Annotated in this window: 16 protein-coding genes; 8 read left to right on the top strand and 8 right to left on the bottom strand. The window is 30.7% G+C overall.

The window, feature by feature from the left end:
* Positions 1 to 71: 71 nt before the first annotated feature.
* Positions 72 to 1,880, top strand: coding sequence for an acyl-CoA dehydrogenase family protein (locus tag K8Z87_RS02970; protein ID WP_227475994.1), 1,809 nt, complete (start codon positions 72 to 74; stop codon positions 1,878 to 1,880).
* Positions 1,881 to 1,962: 82 nt separating this feature from the next.
* Here K8Z87_RS02970 and K8Z87_RS02965 read toward each other — a convergent pair whose 3' ends face one another.
* The gene (locus tag K8Z87_RS02965; protein WP_227475993.1) at positions 1,963 to 2,817 is read right to left on the bottom strand and encodes an alpha/beta hydrolase; all 855 of its coding nucleotides are present in this window, start codon (positions 2,815 to 2,817) and stop codon (positions 1,963 to 1,965) included.
* Entirely contained in the window at positions 2,807 to 4,384 is a 1,578-nt protein-coding gene (locus K8Z87_RS02960; protein ID WP_227475992.1) for a serine hydrolase domain-containing protein, read from the bottom strand. Before K8Z87_RS02960 ends, K8Z87_RS02965 begins: the two co-directional genes overlap by 11 nt.
* Positions 4,385 to 4,590: 206 nt before the next feature.
* On the opposite strand from K8Z87_RS02960, the gene K8Z87_RS02955 reads away from it, so the two are divergent.
* The 3 genes from K8Z87_RS02955 (at position 4,591) to K8Z87_RS02945 (ending at position 6,851) form a co-directional block, all read left to right on the top strand.
* Positions 4,591 to 5,352, top strand: a complete 762-nt coding sequence (locus K8Z87_RS02955) for a sensor histidine kinase (protein ID WP_227475991.1) — start codon at positions 4,591 to 4,593, stop codon at positions 5,350 to 5,352.
* A 3-nt stretch (positions 5,353 to 5,355) separates the two neighbouring features.
* Positions 5,356 to 6,051: a LytR/AlgR family response regulator transcription factor gene (locus tag K8Z87_RS02950; protein WP_227475990.1), complete on the top strand. Its 696-nt coding sequence runs from the start codon at positions 5,356 to 5,358 to the stop codon at positions 6,049 to 6,051.
* Positions 6,052 to 6,176: 125 nt separating this feature from the next.
* On the top strand, positions 6,177 to 6,851 hold the full coding sequence (locus K8Z87_RS02945; RefSeq protein WP_227475989.1) for a DUF4386 domain-containing protein: 675 nt from the start codon (positions 6,177 to 6,179) through the stop codon (positions 6,849 to 6,851).
* 4 nt (positions 6,852 to 6,855) lie between these two features.
* Here the strand turns inward: K8Z87_RS02945 and K8Z87_RS02940 are convergent, their stop codons facing one another.
* Genes K8Z87_RS02940 through K8Z87_RS02915 form a run of 6 tightly spaced genes read right to left on the bottom strand, consistent with a single transcriptional unit; the run spans position 6,856 to position 11,781 of the window.
* Positions 6,856 to 7,434 carry a Crp/Fnr family transcriptional regulator gene (locus K8Z87_RS02940; RefSeq protein WP_227475988.1) on the bottom strand — a complete coding sequence of 193 codons (579 nt, stop codon included), beginning with the start codon at positions 7,432 to 7,434 and terminating at the stop codon, positions 6,856 to 6,858.
* Positions 7,435 to 7,456: 22 nt separating this feature from the next.
* Complete coding sequence (locus K8Z87_RS02935) at positions 7,457 to 8,113, bottom strand: DUF4386 domain-containing protein (RefSeq protein ID WP_227475987.1); 657 nt, start codon at positions 8,111 to 8,113, stop codon at positions 7,457 to 7,459.
* A gap of 53 nt (positions 8,114 to 8,166) precedes the next feature.
* Positions 8,167 to 8,565: a hypothetical protein gene (locus tag K8Z87_RS02930; RefSeq protein WP_227475986.1), complete on the bottom strand. Its 399-nt coding sequence runs from the start codon at positions 8,563 to 8,565 to the stop codon at positions 8,167 to 8,169.
* Complete coding sequence (locus tag K8Z87_RS02925; protein ID WP_227475985.1) at positions 8,562 to 9,473, bottom strand: M28 family metallopeptidase; 912 nt, start codon at positions 9,471 to 9,473, stop codon at positions 8,562 to 8,564. The genes K8Z87_RS02930 and K8Z87_RS02925 overlap by 4 nt, the downstream gene beginning before the upstream one ends.
* Position 9,474: 1 nt before the next feature.
* On the bottom strand, positions 9,475 to 10,599 hold the full coding sequence (locus tag K8Z87_RS02920) for a serine hydrolase domain-containing protein (protein WP_227475984.1): 1,125 nt from the start codon (positions 10,597 to 10,599) through the stop codon (positions 9,475 to 9,477).
* 36 nt (positions 10,600 to 10,635) lie between these two features.
* On the bottom strand, positions 10,636 to 11,781 hold the full coding sequence (locus K8Z87_RS02915) for an alpha/beta hydrolase-fold protein (protein WP_227475983.1): 1,146 nt from the start codon (positions 11,779 to 11,781) through the stop codon (positions 10,636 to 10,638).
* A gap of 502 nt (positions 11,782 to 12,283) precedes the next feature.
* Here K8Z87_RS02915 and K8Z87_RS02910 point away from each other — a divergent pair.
* From K8Z87_RS02910 to K8Z87_RS02895, 4 genes are all read left to right on the top strand, one after another.
* On the top strand, positions 12,284 to 13,021 hold the full coding sequence (locus K8Z87_RS02910) for a sensor histidine kinase (protein WP_227475982.1): 738 nt from the start codon (positions 12,284 to 12,286) through the stop codon (positions 13,019 to 13,021).
* A complete protein-coding gene (locus K8Z87_RS02905) occupies positions 13,018 to 13,707 on the top strand; it encodes a LytR/AlgR family response regulator transcription factor (protein WP_227475981.1) in 690 nt (229 codons plus the stop codon). Before K8Z87_RS02910 ends, K8Z87_RS02905 begins: the two co-directional genes overlap by 4 nt.
* Positions 13,708 to 13,780: 73 nt before the next feature.
* Entirely contained in the window at positions 13,781 to 15,193 is a 1,413-nt protein-coding gene (locus K8Z87_RS02900; RefSeq protein ID WP_227475980.1) for a pyridoxal phosphate-dependent decarboxylase family protein, read from the top strand.
* A 134-nt stretch (positions 15,194 to 15,327) separates the two neighbouring features.
* The gene (locus K8Z87_RS02895) at positions 15,328 to 16,839 is read left to right on the top strand and encodes a nuclear transport factor 2 family protein (protein ID WP_227475979.1); all 1,512 of its coding nucleotides are present in this window, start codon (positions 15,328 to 15,330) and stop codon (positions 16,837 to 16,839) included.
* Positions 16,840 to 17,228 lie beyond the last annotated feature (389 nt).

Genomic DNA, 17,228 nt, shown 5'->3' with positions numbered 1-17,228 from the left:
CGGATAATAATAAAAGTAGTTCTCGACTGCGCTCGAACAGACGTATTAGTAATATTTATGATTATATAATTATGGCAACAGAAGAAAAAGACTTATTAAGAGGTGGACAATTCCTGGTTAAGGAAACAAAATGTGAAGATATATTTACACCTGAAGATTTTTCAGAAGAACAGCAAATGATGAAAGATGCTGTAATGGAATTTAACGACCGTGAGATCATTGCACATAAACCAAGATTTGAAGCTAAAGATTATGCATTTACTGAAGAGGTGATGCGTAAAGCTGGAGAATTAGGGTTTTTAGGAGTTGCTGTCCCTGAAGCTTATGGCGGATTAGGAATGGGATTTGTTTCTACATGTTTAACATGTGACTACATATCCTCTGGAACAGGTTCTTTTAGTACGGCTTTTGGTGCACATACAGGTATTGGTACTATGCCAATTACACTATATGGTACAGAAGCACAAAAACAAAAATACGTACCAAAATTAGCAACTGGAGAGTGGTTTGGTGCCTATTGCTTAACTGAACCTGGAGCAGGATCTGATGCAAATTCTGGTAAAACTACTGCAGAATTATCTGCTGATGGTAAATCATATAAAATCAATGGGCAAAAAATGTGGATCTCAAACGCTGGATTTTGTAGCGTAATGATCGTTTTTGCTCGCATTGAAAACGATAAAAACATTACAGGGTTTATTGTGGAATATGACCCTAAAAATCCAAACGGCGTAACATTAGGAGAAGAAGAGCACAAATTAGGCATTAGAGCAAGTTCTACGCGACAAGTATTTTTTAATGATACGGTTGTACCAATTGAAAATATGCTGGCAGGTCGTGGTGAAGGTTTTAAAATCGCCATGAATGCACTTAATGTTGGTCGTATAAAACTAGCAGCAGCATGTTTAGATTCGCAAAGACGTATCATAACTACCGCTGTAAACTATGCCAATGAACGTAAGCAGTTTAAAACACCTATTGCAGATTTTGGTGCTATAAAAATGAAACTAGCTAAAATGGCTGCTGATGCCTATGCTGGTGAATCTGCAACGTACAGAGCTGCGAAAAATATCGAAGATCGTATTGCTATTCGTGAAGCATCAGGTAACACACATCAAGAAGCTGAGTTAAAAGGTGTAGAAGAATATGCTATTGAGTGCTCAATTCTTAAGGTAGCAGTATCTGAAGACGTACAGAATTGTGCTGATGAAGGCATTCAAATTTTTGGAGGTATGGGATTCTCTGAAGAAACACCAATGGAAGCCGCATGGAGAGATGCGCGTATTGCTCGTATCTATGAAGGAACAAACGAAATTAACAGAATGTTATCTGTTGGTATGTTAGTTAAAAAAGCTATGAAAGGTCATGTTGATTTATTAGGTCCTGCACAAGCAGTTCAGGAAGAGCTAATGGGAATTCCTTCATTTGAAACACCAGATTATTCTGAATTATTTTCTGAAGAAAAAGAAATGATAAAGAAACTTAAAAAGACCTTCTTAATGGTTGCTGGTGGTGCAGTCCAAAAATACGGACAAGACTTAGAAGCGCATCAACAATTATTAGTAGCAGCTGCAGATATATTAATTGAAATATACATGGCAGAATCTTCAATATTAAGAACAGAAAAGAATGCTAAACGTTATGGAGAAGAAACTCAGTCTGTACAAATAGCGATGTCTAAACTCTACTTATACAATGCTGTAAATACAATTGAAGACAAAGGAAAAGAGAGTATTATTTCTTTTGCCGAAGGTGATGAGCAACGCATGATGCTAATGGGATTAAAACGTTATACAAAATATCAGAATTACCCAGATATCGTTGATTTACGAAATGAAATTGCTGAAAAAGTAAAAGCCGATAATCGTTACAATTTTTAAGGTTAATACCTTAATTAATAGCTGGAAAAGTCGCTTTCTTAATTGAAAGTGGCTTTTTTTATTTTTTACATAAGTTAGTTTTTCAGTTTTGTAAAACATTCCCTAACCACTCTAGAGCATAAACAGTTGATTTATAAGAATTACTTTGATGGTTCGCATTCTTAGTAATTTGATGTTTAAAATCTAGGTCGTCATAGTTGAAACCATTTATTAATGATACCATGGCATTATAACCCTTCTTCATTTTATCATTTTCCAAATCTCCTAAACTCATAAAAAGATGTGTTTTAATATTATGCTCACTATTAAAAAAAGCTTTTGTTTTATTAACTATTAAATAATCTTCTCTCCAAAATGCTGGACTATAACACATATATGCATCAAATAATTCTGGTCTTTCCAGTAAAGCATATAATGTAAATAATCCTCCTCTAGAATTTCCACTTATGCTAGAGAAGCCATTTTGTCGATAATTTGAATTAATATATGGTATAAGCTCCGTTTCTATAAATTTCAAAAAATTATCTCCATTCCCTAAATCACTATTAGCTTCTTCAACGTCAATTTTCATGTAATGTGGTGTAAAATCTCTACTTCTATTACCGCTCGTATTTGGTATACCAACAACTATTGCTTCTGGAAACAACTTGACTTTCGATAGTATATCAATCTTAAAAGCTGTGTGTATATCTTGAGACGTACCATCTAAAACATACATAACTGGATACTTTTTAGTTGTATTTACTTCATAATTTTCCGGCAAATGAATAATGACATCTCGTTCTTCTCCCATTATCTTAGAATTAATACTGGTTTGTATAACGCTTTCATCGTATTTATTAGATTGCAAATAAAATTCTAATAAAAATGCACCAATGATTGCACTAATAATGAGTGTGCTAATTATTGAAATGATGATTTTTTTATTACAACTCATTATTTATTCTTTTTAAGTTTTTGATAAACAGTTTTTGATTTTCTAATTGATACTTTTTAGAAAGTTTTACAGCGTTTTGATATGCAGCTTTTGCTTTTTTGGGTTGATTTGTTTTTTCATAAAACTCACCTAGACTATCCCAAGCATTAGCTGATTTAGGAAACAGTTCTGTGGTCTTCTTAAAATATTTTTCTGCTTTTTCTTTATCTATTTTAAACAACAAATAACCTAATTGATTCAAAGTGTCTTCCGCATACGGATTCTCTTTAATAGTTATGGTATTGATAAGATTATCAATGGCTTCAACATTTGTTTTATTTCTATGAATCTTTACCATTTTTACTACATAACTAGCTGATGGATATATAGGATAACCAGCATTTTTTGTCATTTCTTGTTGATATTTAATAACACCATCTACACCATTTTCTCTTTCAAAATTTGACACATCTTTTAAACTAGGTAATATGACTCTATTAGAGGTTGATAAATCTTCGCCTTTGTATGCTCTGTAGATATTAACTATTAATTTTGGTAAGTTTAATGGTCTTGTGCTAGCCAATATAATTATTGTTATACCATCATCATTTAGCATAACATAGCTTGAGAATTCATTTACACTTCCACCATGAGAAAAGTACCTTGCTGAAGGTATATATCTTAATAATACAGGGTCGTTTCTATATAGTCCTAGAGCATAACCATTATTGTTTTCTTTGAACATTTCCTTTGTTAGATCAGTATCTAATATGTCACGCTTTCTTAACTTGTTAAAAAAGTGGAATAAATCTATACTGTTGCTGTATACTCCTCCAGTACTCAATGTATTACTTTGATGTCTGTTAGGAAATTCTTTGTAATCATCACCCTCCATTTTATAATCTTTAACAATATCTATTGAATTATCCGTAACAAAGCCTAGATTCTTCAAGTCCATATCTTCATTTATTTCTTTTTTAACTATATCTGAAAATGATTGCTCAGTAACTTTTTCAAGAATTGCCCCTAAGAGTACATAGCCTAAACTACTATATTGATATTTTTGCCCAGGTATATTTATTAAACCAACTTTGTTAATTAAACTAACATAGTCAACTGTACTAATTGCCGATTCAAAAAACACTTCTCTACTTTCTATATAAGGTAGTAAACCACTATAGTGTGGTAGACCAGATGTATGATTCAATAGCATTTTAATAGTAATCTCTTTCCCTTTGTCATGATCAAAGTTGGGTAAGAAATCTGAAATGTTTTGCTCTAACTTAATATTTCCTCTTTCTACTTGCTTTAAGGTTAGATAAGCTACTACTGGTTTTGTAACAGATCCTATTAAAAATTTATCATTAACAGTAAGAGTTTTTTTAGTTTCAAAATCTGAATACCCATATGCTTTGTTAAATACTATATCATTTCCTTTAGCAATTAACACGACTCCGTTAAAGTTTGAGTTGATTTCATTTTCTTTACCATTTTGGCTATAAACGGTTAATAATGAATCTAAATTTTGCGCTTGTAGATTTGCTATACTTAATAATAGGCAAACAAATACTTTAATTAGAACTTTCATAAAATTTATTTTAAGTTTTGAGTAAAACTATATACCAATTTGAAAGAGATAAAAAAAAATTTATAAACTCCTCTATAACAGAATTAGATTATAGCTTTTTTAGATTGAATGACGTTTAACTAAAAAAAGAGTACGTCTAATGCTAATTAAAAAGTGTTTATCAAATACATCATTAACTTATAACAGATTTTGATACTTTTACATAAATGAAGACATTTATCAAATCATATTGGTCGCTTGTTGTAATGATGACACTATTAATCATCGTTCTGATTATCAACATACAAGCTGATTTTAGAATTAACTTATTTCTATTTATTTTTTTGTTTTTCGGCTTCGTTTTTCTTTTTCAATGGTTATATTTAAAAAAGAAAACGAGTCAGCTTCAAGCCATGCAAATACAATCTGAATTAGATTTACTAAAAAGTCAAATAGACCCACATTTTTATTTTAATACACTTAATAATTTATACGGCCTTGCAAAACGAAAATCGGATCAAACTCCAGAAGCTATATTGAAATTGTCTCAAGTGATGCGTTATGTAATCTACAAGGGAAAAGAGTCAAAAGTAAGCCTCGAAGAAGAAATTGATTATCTAGAAAATTATATTGAACTACAGCAACTAAGAACAAACAAAGACATTAAAATAGATTTTAAAAAGAATATATTTATAAATCATGTAGAGATAGCTCCTTTATTATTGATTATACCACTAGAAAATGCTTTTAAACATGGCGTAGACACCGTTTTAAATGATGCATATATAGATATTATTTTAATAGCTGATGAATCTAAAATTCAATTAGAAATAACTAATAATTTTGAAATTGATTCTGCTAACGAATTTACAGGAATTGGTCTTGAAAATTTAAAAAAACGGTTACAGTTAATTTATAAAGACCAACACGAATTAAAAGTTACAAAAAACAATGGGATTTATAAATTTGATCTTTTAATTCATCAATAGACTATGACTTGTATTATCATTGATGATGAGCCTATAGCACATCATATTATAGAAGATTATGCTAAAGAATTAAAAGATTTAACGATTCTAAAAAGCTTTTATAATGCTGTTGAAGCTATTTCATTTTTAAATACCAATAAAGTAGATTTTATTTTTTTAGACATAAAGATGCCTAAACTAAAAGGGTTAGATTTTATAAAAATGTTGACACATCCACCTGCTATTATCATTACTTCTGCTTATGAAGAATACGCATTAGAAGGTTTTGAATTATCAGTAACCGATTACTTATTAAAACCTTTTAGCTTCGAACGTTTCTTAAAAGCTTATCAAAAAGTTGCACAACTTAAAACAAATATTTCTAATACAAATGTAAAAGTAGATGCCGAAGACCAATCTATATTTATTAAAGGTGATAAAGAAATTCATCAAGTGAATCTTAATAATATTATCTATTTAGAAAGCTATGGTGGTTATGTAAAAGTGCATTTAAACACACAAAAACCTATTGTAGTTCATCAATCTCTAAAATTTTTTGAGACCAATCTTAATACTAATTTTATACGAACTCATAGATCTTACATCATAAACAAAACCTATATAAAAAGTATAAAAGGCAATCTAATTAAACTACAAGATAACGACTTACCAATTGGTAAACTATATAAAATCCATATTAATAAATTATTAGAAAATTAGCTTTATCAAAAAGCAAAAAAAGTTAGCTCATTGATTTGAGTTAATTTTTATTTCTTAACTAAAGTCAATAGAATTAGAACTAGAGTATATTAATTTTAAGTCTCAATATTTAAATTTTATTTACGATGAAATCTACTAAGCAAACTGCGAGACAAGCTGGTTTTTTATATTTACTTGTAGCTATTTTTGGTGGTTTTGCTCATTTTGGGGTTAGAATGAAACTTATAGTTTATAATGACGCCGAAGTAACATCTAACAATATATTATCTAACGAGTTTTTATTTCGTTTTGGTTTTGTAGCAGATATTATACAATTAACGTGCTTTATATTTCTCTTATTGATTTTATATAGATTACTAAAATCGATTAGTAAAATTTATGCAAAAGTGATGTTTTTGTTGGCTATAGTAGGTATATCTATTGCTTGTCTTAATATGCTAAACCAATATGCTGTATTAACGATTTTGAAAGGTCAATACCTAGAGACATTCAATACATCTCAAATACATTCACTATCAATGCTATTTCTAGAGTTACATAATGTAGGATATGCTATTGCACATATATTCTTTGGTCTGTGGTTATTTCCTCTAGGGTATTTGGTTTATAAATCTGGTTTTATTCCAAAAATTATCGGCATTTTATTAATGATTGCAACTTTTGGATATCTAATTAATATGCTAACAGGGTTTTTATTTCCGGGTTTTGAAACCATTACATCTTATGGCGCTTTGTTTTCTGGATTAGCTGAACTTATATTTATTATTTGGTTATTAATTAAGGGTGTGAGAGTGAATTAATATATTAATGACAACCGTTACTTTTAAATAAAATTCGTTTACGAATACGACTTAACGATTCTGCTGTAATACCCAAATAGCTTGCTAGTTGATATTGAGGCACGCGCGCTATTAAATCTGGACGTTCTTTTAGCAAATTTAAATAGCGATCTTCTGGTGATTGAATAATGTAAGCAGCTAATAAATCCTCATAAGATTCAAAATATTCACTTGATAAGACACGACATAAGGATTCAAACTTTGGGAATCGTTTAAAAAAATCTTCTTCTGCATCATAGGCCCCAATGGTTAATGTGCAATCTTCTTCACATACCAAATAATATTTAGAAGGTTTCATTGGTGTGCCACTAATAGCATATTCTTCTGTATAGAAAAACGTTGTTTTTTCTTCACCATCTACTACATAATATTGTCTTACCAATCCCTTTATATTAAAATAGCATTCTGTTGCTATTTGTCCTTCTTTCAATAAAATAGTTCCTTTTTTAAAGGTGCGAATAGGGATTTCTTCTTTAACAGCTTTGATTTCTTCTTCTGTTAAAGTTGTATATCTAGAAATATATTTTACAAGTTCGTTTTCCATATTATGATGCATCAAATACACCTTATGCCAATTTAGTTTTAAATGCTGATGTATTAAATCCTTTAAATATAAGCCAAAATCCTAAAAATAGTTCATTTAATCCCATAGGAATGTATAAAAGTAATTGAGGTGAATAACCTAACATATCTAATACCAACCCTATTACCATCAGTATAACAGCTATAATACCCCAAACGGATATAAGTCGAGGAACTAACTTCGATTTGAATAACAGATAATAAAATGCAAAAGCTCCAAAACCAAGTACTAAAGATAACATTAAAAATGTAGCATGATATTCCCTTAAAAAGGGTAAAGCTGCATCTTCTGATATGACTAAATGATCTCTACTTAATGAAAGCAAAGACAATAAACTAATACCACTTATAGCAATAATAATGCATTCCATAATTCGATTACCTACATATAGAATAGCAATTCTTTCATTATACAATTTAAAAATAGGATACATAATAACTGCTATACCTACAACACCCAACCCGCAAATTAATTGAAGTAAAACAGCTAAAACCACTTTAGATGAATTATCTGATATAACTGGCAAAAGGTTTGAATGGCTAAAGAGTTCTTGTAAAATACCATCACCTATCATAAATGTTAGTGTGGTTATAATAAATAGCATCCCTACTGCAATTGCAGATGTCTTGTATGAATTCATTGTTGTTGATTTTTTGATTAATCTTCTAAAGCTATTCTATTCAACATATAATTTCATTGACTTAAGTTAAGAAATATGTGTTTGCGTTTTCTGAATAGAGTAACACCTATTACCACATATAATATGCTTATAATTGAATATTTTAATGTGAATTGATAATAAGCTTCAGATGGAATTCCTCTTGAATCGATATAAATGATGGTGTTTAACAGAATTCGTACTACACCATAACATAAAATTAATAGACTCCAGTATTTTATAGTCTTTGAAATAGTACATCGCTTTTTAAAATAACAATATACAAATGGACTTAATAAGATTGCACTTATGACTAATGGATATAGTATACCGATAAATACATATTCAAGACCTTTAATTAGAATAAGCATAAAACTTAAAATAAGTAGCAAATCGTAGGGATTACAACCTTTTAATTTCTGAATTATATTCATTGTGCTAGTGTTTTAAATATGTGAAATATAAACTGTGTAGACGATGCTAAAAAATCAAAATTTACGGTTTCATAGGTGTCTGTTGGTCTATGCAAATGTGGTGTAGTATCACCCTTTACATATTCTTCAGAAATACCAACGGTATTAAAGCCTCTATCTATAAACGATTTATGATCTGATGAGCTTACTTTAGTTGTGTATAACGGGATATTAAATTTTTCAGCTTCAGATTTGTAAAACCTTTCTAAATCAAGTGATGGTAATTCTATTTCAAAACCGCGATTATTATCTTCATCCCAACCCATCATATCTATGGTGTGTACCGAGTATACATTCTTTTTACTTTTTTGTAGCATTTTTGCATAGGCTTTACTTCCTACTTCACCATCTTCTTCTTGATCAAAAAGTACAATTATAAAATTTACGTTGCGTTCTTTAAGTTGTGCCAATTGAGAAGCTACTGCTAAACTTAATGTAACGCCTGTAGCATTGTCTATGGCGCCTGGACAATCGCGTTCAGAATCATAATGCGAACCGAAAATCACATACTCATCACTAGATCTAGTTGCTGGCAATACTGCCGATATATTCACACCACTTGCAGGGCTTAATATTAAATCTAAAAACGGATTTCCGTTTGTTGTTTTGTAATGGTGATTATCCAATTGCCAACCTATTTCTGTGAGTTGTTGTGATAAAAACTCGACAGTTAACTCACGCTCACGAGGTGATGCCCTTTGTCCTATGTAAATGGAATCTTTTATGGGTTTCTTTCCTGTTAACCTAGACATGATTTCCTTTTGAAGAGGCATTATTTCTGATACTAATAGTGTGTCTTTTTGAGCCTGAACTTCAAAACACAATAGCGTTACCCATAAATATCCTATGACTTTTAATAGAGATTTCATATTAGTTTTTAGATTGCATTGTATTCATTTTCCATCTAGCCCATTCGCGTAATGTAGCAATAGCCACATCTTTTCCATTATCTCCATTAGTAAGCATAATAATCCCATTATTGGTGGTGAAATCAAACATAAAACCAGATTCCCAACCTGTATTAGAGCCTGCGTGCCCTTTAACAGTTAACGGTCCTAAAATAATGGCATTGTAGCCTAAACCTTGTCCTCTGCCTTTAGTTTTAGTTATTGGAACTATTTTTGTCATTTCGTTAATGGTTTGTTTTGTAAGAACAGAATTCCCCTCTATAGTAGCTTTAGCAAAGAGTAGCATGTCTTCTAAAGTGGTATGTAAACCAGCAGCAGCTTTTGCAGTAAATACTTCAATATAAACTTCTTTACCATTTGCATCATAAGGTGTTGCCGAGTTTTTTAATAGTTTTTTAGTTATACTAAAACTGGTATGCTTCATCTTTAAGGGTTTAAAGACTTCCTTTTGCATGTATGCCTCAAAAGATTTACCAGATACCTCCTCAATTAGTAATTGCAAAATAGTATAACCACCTCCTGAATATTGAAACTTTGTGTTTGGTTCAATGACTATTTCTACTTTTTCATTTTCTCTAACAGGTCCATTTTTGCCATTTAGAGAGGCTTCTAATGTGGGTAATTTGGCATCTGGATGAAATCCTGGGTAACCGTGAACTGATATCCCAGCCGTATGACTTAATAAACTCCTTACGGTAACTTTTTTACTATCAAATTCAGATTTAGGAAGTTTCCAGCGTGTTAAATAATTTTCAACAGGAACATCTAAATTTATTTTATTATTCTCAACAAGTTTCATAATACCCCAAGCCGTAAACAGTTTAGAAATAGAACCAATATTAAAGCCTGTTTCTGAGGTAATCTTTGTTTGTTTTTGAGTGTTTGAAAAGCCAATTCCTTTTTTATAAATAATGTGTCCATCTTCAATAATGGCAATAGCCATTCCAGGTACATTTTTTTCTTTTAACTGTAGTGGAATTTTTTCATCTAGAGTGGCTGTGAATTTTGAAACTGTTGTACTTTGATTGTTTTGAGTAAATGCTAGATAACTGACTGTAATAAACAGAAAAGTGATGTAATTCTTCATAAATGTTGTTTTAAGATTGAATAATGAATAAGCGTATTAATTCTCTTTTAAGAGCCTTTGTAAATGTTCTTGATATAGCTTTAAATTTGGGTCACTGTCTTTAACTACTTCTAATGCTTTATGCATATTTTTAATAGCTTCTGGAAATTTACCTAAAGCTTCAAGTCCTTCTGCAAGACTATCATATGCATTTGCTGATTCTGGATATAATTTTACATTCAGTTCAAACAAACCTAGCATCACATCATATTCTTTACGGCGAAGAAAAGTATAACCATAACTATTATTGGAATCTTCGGGCGGCTTAACTGTATAACCGTATCGTTGTGAAAGTTTTTCAAAATGAGAAACAACACCTTTAGCACCTTGATTTTGTACTATTTCAAAAGGAGTTCGCCAGTTAGAAAACAGCTCGCTATAAGCATGGTGTTGTCCCGATATAGATGTTAGTCCATGATAATCATAGGGCAAGACTTCAATATTGAGTTGTAATCCTTCAACCGGATATTCTTTAAAAGTTTCCCAAGCGCTATCAAATGCAACTTTAAAAATATCGCCTTCATTACCTATATTCATATATAAAAAACATTTTAAATCAGAAGCTGATCTTAAAAAATTTTGTAGGCGATGAATGATTTCTTGATCATTATGATATAGTGCTGGACTGAAGATAAAATAAGCACTAAAAAGTTCCGCTTTTTGAATAAAACTATGCAATGCAAATAATCCACCTCTACTTTCACCTGATAATATTCGAAAAGATTCTGTTCGATAATTCTTGTCTATATAAGGAATCAATTCTTTTTCTAAATAATTCAAAAACTGATTAGCTCCTCCAGACGTAACTCCATCATCTCCTTTTCCTTTAGGAGTATAGTCTCTACCTCTATTTCCTAGAGATGGTAATGTTACTATTATAATTTCTGGAGCACGATCTCGGTCAGCAAAAATTCTGGTTACAGCAGGAACATAAGATTCTGCAACTTGTCCATCAAGTACATACATAACTGGATAACTCTTATATGTATTACTCTTATAAGATTCTGGCAAATGAACAGTAAACTGTCTTTTTTCTTTCGGATATTGAGATTGAATTTCTAAGTTATGTCTCTCTTGAGAGATAATGTTATTTGATGATAAAAAAAATAACAGTGCACATAAATTCAATAAGGCTCGATTCATAATCATTTTTTTAATTAATATTCAAACCTATGCACTCATTATTGTAACTACTAAATTTTATGATAAGCCATTGTATTTTATATGCAGATTATTAGAAACTCTAGACAAACTATGGTTTATCCTTAAAATGGATATTTTCATAAGCTCTTAAGCAATGTTTGTCAATTTAATTGTTATGAAGTCCTCAAAACAATACATTTGGGATGTGAAACCATTTTTTAAAAAACATCTTCGAACTCTAATTTTAGGGATTTTAATCTTCAGTTCTTTGTTGGGAATGCTAATTTACACAAGGAAAGAGGAGCTTTCTAGGTCAGAGATTCAAGGTAATCTGTTTGGAGAATTTCGACTACTTTTCTTTCTTACTTTATGGTATATCATACTTTCTTGGATTTTTAATTTGTGGAAACAAAAAATTCAATTAAAAAGTGTGATTCCCTCTCTAAAAATAAGTTTCCGCTCAATTATCTCTATCATCATTGGCGTTATATGCATTATTGGAATGCTAATATTCAAGAACTTAGGTGAAATGGCTTCGCTAGAGTATCTCTATAAATATGATATGTATTTTGCGATTTTTCAGCTAACCTTTATTGCGCTTTTAGGATATATAATTCTTTCGTGGTTGTTTAGAATGTGGAAACAATACAAGCAATTAAAAAATGATAAAGCCTCTGCAGAATTGGCTTTACTGAAAAGTAAAATAGACCCTCATTTCTTTTTTAACACGCTTAATAACTTATACGGATTAGCCATTAAAAAATCGGATGAAGCGCCACAGGTGATATTAAAATTATCAGAAATAATGCGTTATACCATTTATGAAGGTGAAAACGAAACGGTTTTATTAAAAGATGAAATTAATTATTTAGAGCAATATATTGAAGTACATAAAATTCGCTATAAAAAAACCGTTAATATTACATTTACTAAAGTAATAGAAGAAGAGAATATCTCAGTTGCACCACTTTTATTTATAATGTTATTAGAAAATGCTTTTAAACACGGTGTAGAAAGTTTGACTAATAATGCTTACATAAACCTAGAATTGATTGTTAAAAAGAAGACACTTATCTTTAGTGTTGAAAATAATTTTGAAGTTAAAGAGAATGCGCAAACTGGTATAGGTATTGAAAATCTAAAACGTAGATTGCAACTTATTTACCCTAAAAAACACGAACTATTGATACACAAAGACACGTCTGTTTATAAAACGCAATTAACTATTCAATTAAAATGATACGATATGTAATTATAGATGATGAGCCTATAGCCCACGGCATTATTGAAGGATTTGCAGACTCAATGCATCACCTTCAAAAAACAGGAAATTGTTATGATGCCTTTGAAGCTATAAAACTATTGCAAGAACAGCAGGTTGATTTGTTGTTTTTAGATATCAATATGCCAAAACTCTCGGGGTTTGAGTTTTTAAAAACGCTATCAAATCCACCAAAAGTAATCATCACCTCAGCTTATAAAGAGTTTGCGCTAGATGGTTACGAGTTTGATGTCGTTGATTATTTATTAAAACCATTTAGTATAGAACGCTTTATAAAAGCAGTAAATAAAATTAAGCCTTTAAACTTTAATTCTACAAATACTCAAGAAACCCATTTCCAGCAACAACAGTTATTTATTAAAAGTGATAAAAGATTACATCAAATCTATGTAAACGACATTTTATATATTGAGGCCTACGGCAATTATTGCAAAGTTCATTTAGAAGATGAGTTAATTGTAACACTACAGAAAATCTCAGATTTTGAAACGCAACTATCTTCAAATTTTATTAGAGTTCATAAATCTTTTATTGTATCAAAGCAGAAGATAAAATCAGTAGAAGGAAATAGTATTCATTTAAAAGATAAACAGATTCCTATAGGGCAAACCTATAAAAGTGTTATTAAAACAATTTTTAAATAAAGTAAACGCATTTATAAGTCGTTTTCTTAATTGAAAGCGGCTTTTTTTTATTTAATTTTGTTGTACTTGTATTATGACAAAACTAGAACGCTTACAAAATGCTTATAACCCTGAATCGTTTAGAAAAGACGGGCATTTATTAATTGATAAACTTGCCAACCACCTCAACGATAGTTTTAACAATACAAATAAAAAAACGCTTTTTTGGGCACCACCAGAAGATGAATTAACGTATTGGAAAGACTACCTAGAAAACGAAACTTCTGAATCGTTCTTCGATAACCTTATTCAACATTCTATTAATTTACACAATCCTAAATATATTGGTCACCAAATAAGTCCTACGCTACCTTTAATGGGGTTAACAGGGTTAGCCATGAGTATCTTAAACAACGGTATGGGCATCTATGAAATGGGAGTTGCTGGTACAGCCATAGAGCGTGTCGTTACCGATTTACTTTGTAAACATATTGGGTATTCAAACGAAAGTACAGGTTTCTTAACTGCGGGTGGTACCTTAGCAAATCTTACAGCTTTATTAAGTGCAAAAAAAGCTTTTGGCAATGAAAACCACTCTAATTTAGGAGTTATGGTTTCTGATCAATCCCATTATAGTATTGACAGAGCTATTACTATTATGGGATTAAGTACTGCCAATGTTATAAAGATCCCAACTAATAAAAACTTTTCAGTAAATGTTTCTGCTTTAGAAACTTCATATGCAGAAGCAAAAAGTAAAGGCATTGATATTTTTGCTTTAATTGGTAATGCACCTTCTACTGCAACAGGAGCTTATGATGATTTAGAAGCCTTAGCGTCTTTTGCTAAAGAAAAACAAATATGGTATCATGTTGATGGGGCTCATGGCGGAAGTGCTATTTTTTCTTCAACTTACAAACCACTTCTAAAAGGTATAGAGCATGCAGATTCTGTAATTATTGATGGTCATAAAATGTTGATGATGCCTGCATTAACAACCGCATTGCTTTTTAAAAATGAAAACCATTCTTATAATACTTTTAGTGAAAAAGCAGACTATTTATTAGAGCTTTCAGAACATAAAGAATGGTATAATCTCGCTAAGCGTACTTTTGAATGTACAAAACATATGATGTCTATTCATTGGTATGCCATTATTAAACATTATGGCGTTTCTATTTTTGATGATTTTGTAACAACGTTATACGATTCTGGTAAAACCTTTGCTAAATTAATAGGAGCTAATCCTAAGTTTGAATTGGCCGTTAAACCTATGTCTAATATTGTATGTTTTAGATATTTTGATTCTGATTTAAACGATATATCACTTAATACAGTTAATGAAACTGTGCGACAGCACTTAATTAAAGAAGGTGATTATTACATTCTTCAAACAAAAATTAAGAATAATACATATCTAAGATGTACTATAATGAATCCTTTTACTAAGGAGATACACTTTAAAACGCTACTCAATAAAATAGAAACCATAGCAAAAACGTATTAAATAATTTTGCTCTAATTATTTCATCTTAATTAATAACAATTCGCGTGTAATAATATATCTCAAAGCTTCTGTTTGATTTGTGTGTTTTCTAAAAGCTTAACTAAAATTTTTATCTTTAAAAAAAATATAAATCCATGCGTAATTTTCAGCTCTTATTTTTCTGCTTTCCGTTTTTATTAATGGCTCAGCCTGATACCGATGTACACCTTTTTAAATTATCAACTGTTAACGGAAGTTATTCCGTTTCAGAAGGCCTTAATGTCTCTAATAACAAAGGGTACGATAATCAGCCTAGTTTTTATAACGATAATATTTTGCTTTTTGCATCTACAAGAAATGGACAAACCGATATTGCCAAATACAATATAAGAGATAAAAAAATCAATTATATAAATAGCACGCCTAATGGTAGCGAATATTCACCATTAAAAATTACTGGACAAAAAGCTGTTTCGTCTATTCGCTTAGATAAAGATGGTAAGCAACTACTCTACCGTTACGATTTTAATACAGGAAAAGATAATATTCTGGTTGAAGATTTGGTGATTGGGTACTATGTGTGGTTGTCTAAAGAAGAATTAGCATCTTTTGTATTGGGAGACCAATCGTCATTAGTGATATCTAATATTAAGAATAAAACCAATAAAACGTTAGCAAAAAACATTGGTCGTTCATTACATAAAATACCTAATTCTAATCTATTCAGTTATATCAATAAAAATGAAGATGTATGGAGTATCAACTCTATGAATCCTAAAACTGGGGAATCTAAAAAAATCATCAACACATTACCTCAAACTGAAGATATGTGCTGGTTAATAGATGGTACTATCTTAATGCCCAAAGGCAATACCATCTATAAATTCAACCCAAAAACAGATACAAATTGGAATGTTTTTAAAGTATTTGAGCGTGGAGATTTACAGAATATTACCAGAATTACTACAAATGCTATAGGTACTTTAATGGCATTGGTTTCTGATGTGTCACCAGAACAAATTGTACAAGAACAAGTAGAAGCCTATAATAATAGAGATTTAGATGCTTTTATGGCTACCTATAGTGACAATGTGGTGATTAATTATTTCCCAGAAAAAATACGTTACGAGAACAAAGCTAAAATGCGAGAACGTTTTGTTAACTATTTTAAAACTACGCCAGACTTAAACTGTACTATAAAAAACAGAATGGTGTTAGGCAATAAAGTAATTGATGAAGAATATATTTTAGCAAATGGAGAATACCGTAGCGCGGTTGCCATTTATGAAGTTAATGGAGGAAAAATAACTAAAGTTACTTTTATTAAGCCCGAAAACAAGGAAGACCCATTACCTATTGTAAATAAGCAGTTAACTGCCTATAATGAAAGAAAGATTGACGCTTTTTTACAAACCTATACTAAAGATGTAACGCTAAATACATTTCCTAATACACAAACATCAAAAGGTTTAGACCCTATGCGTAACACCTATGGTGGTATGTTTGATAGAATCCCAGATCTTAATGCAGAAATTGTAAAGCGTATTGCTATTGGTAATACTGTAATTGACAAAGAAAAAGTAACGGTCAACGGAAATACGTTTTATGCCATTGCCATTTATGAAGTTAATAATGGTTTAATTGATAGAGTCACCTTTATCCAGTAAAACTGTCATTCAGAGCGAAGCGAAGAATCTCATGATGAGATTTCTCATTTCATTCGAAATGACAAAAAACACTAACTTGTCATTCCTGCGCATGCAGGAATCCACAAGCAATGATGAAATAAATAGATTCCTGCATGCGCAGGAATGACAGATTATGATAAAGTTCTTCAGAAAAATACGATACAACCTAATGGAGCAGAACAAACGTTTAATTGCATTTTTAATTAAAGAATATGAGCTTGAAATTCAAACAGATTAAAAGCTTTTAAATTGACACCCCTAAAGTCCCCTAAAGGGGACATTATAAATAAACGTGTTAAGAACCTGTCCCCTTGAGGGGACTTTAGGGGTGTTTTAATAATTTTATCTTTAAAGAAACATAAATAGAA

The sequence above is a fragment of the Winogradskyella immobilis genome, from assembly GCF_021887715.1.
Classification (GTDB): Bacteria; Bacteroidota; Bacteroidia; order Flavobacteriales; family Flavobacteriaceae; genus Winogradskyella; species Winogradskyella immobilis.
This window is presented reverse-complemented; position numbering and strand designations above follow the sequence as displayed.

Excerpts from the sequence above, each read along its gene's own strand:
- K8Z87_RS02925 (WP_227475985.1), bottom strand. The coding sequence starts at position 9,473 with ATGAAATCTCTATTAAAAGTCATAGGATATTTATGGGTAACGCTATTG.
- K8Z87_RS02900 (WP_227475980.1), top strand. The coding sequence starts at position 13,781 with ATGACAAAACTAGAACGCTTACAAAATGCTTATAACCCTGAATCGTTT.
- K8Z87_RS02915 (WP_227475983.1), bottom strand. The coding sequence starts at position 11,781 with ATGAATCGAGCCTTATTGAATTTATGTGCACTGTTATTTTTTTTATCA.
- K8Z87_RS02940 (WP_227475988.1), bottom strand. The coding sequence starts at position 7,434 with ATGGAAAACGAACTTGTAAAATATATTTCTAGATATACAACTTTAACA.
- K8Z87_RS02970 (WP_227475994.1), top strand. The coding sequence starts at position 72 with ATGGCAACAGAAGAAAAAGACTTATTAAGAGGTGGACAATTCCTGGTT.
- K8Z87_RS02960 (WP_227475992.1), bottom strand. The coding sequence starts at position 4,384 with ATGAAAGTTCTAATTAAAGTATTTGTTTGCCTATTATTAAGTATAGCA.
- K8Z87_RS02935 (WP_227475987.1), bottom strand. The coding sequence starts at position 8,113 with ATGAATTCATACAAGACATCTGCAATTGCAGTAGGGATGCTATTTATT.
- K8Z87_RS02930 (WP_227475986.1), bottom strand. The coding sequence starts at position 8,565 with ATGAATATAATTCAGAAATTAAAAGGTTGTAATCCCTACGATTTGCTA.
- K8Z87_RS02955 (WP_227475991.1), top strand. The coding sequence starts at position 4,591 with ATGAAGACATTTATCAAATCATATTGGTCGCTTGTTGTAATGATGACA.
- K8Z87_RS02905 (WP_227475981.1), top strand. The coding sequence starts at position 13,018 with ATGATACGATATGTAATTATAGATGATGAGCCTATAGCCCACGGCATT.
- K8Z87_RS02910 (WP_227475982.1), top strand. The coding sequence starts at position 12,284 with ATGCTAATATTCAAGAACTTAGGTGAAATGGCTTCGCTAGAGTATCTC.
- K8Z87_RS02920 (WP_227475984.1), bottom strand. The coding sequence starts at position 10,599 with ATGAAGAATTACATCACTTTTCTGTTTATTACAGTCAGTTATCTAGCA.
- K8Z87_RS02895 (WP_227475979.1), top strand. The coding sequence starts at position 15,328 with ATGCGTAATTTTCAGCTCTTATTTTTCTGCTTTCCGTTTTTATTAATG.
- K8Z87_RS02950 (WP_227475990.1), top strand. The coding sequence starts at position 5,356 with ATGACTTGTATTATCATTGATGATGAGCCTATAGCACATCATATTATA.
- K8Z87_RS02965 (WP_227475993.1), bottom strand. The coding sequence starts at position 2,817 with ATGAGTTGTAATAAAAAAATCATCATTTCAATAATTAGCACACTCATT.
- K8Z87_RS02945 (WP_227475989.1), top strand. The coding sequence starts at position 6,177 with ATGAAATCTACTAAGCAAACTGCGAGACAAGCTGGTTTTTTATATTTA.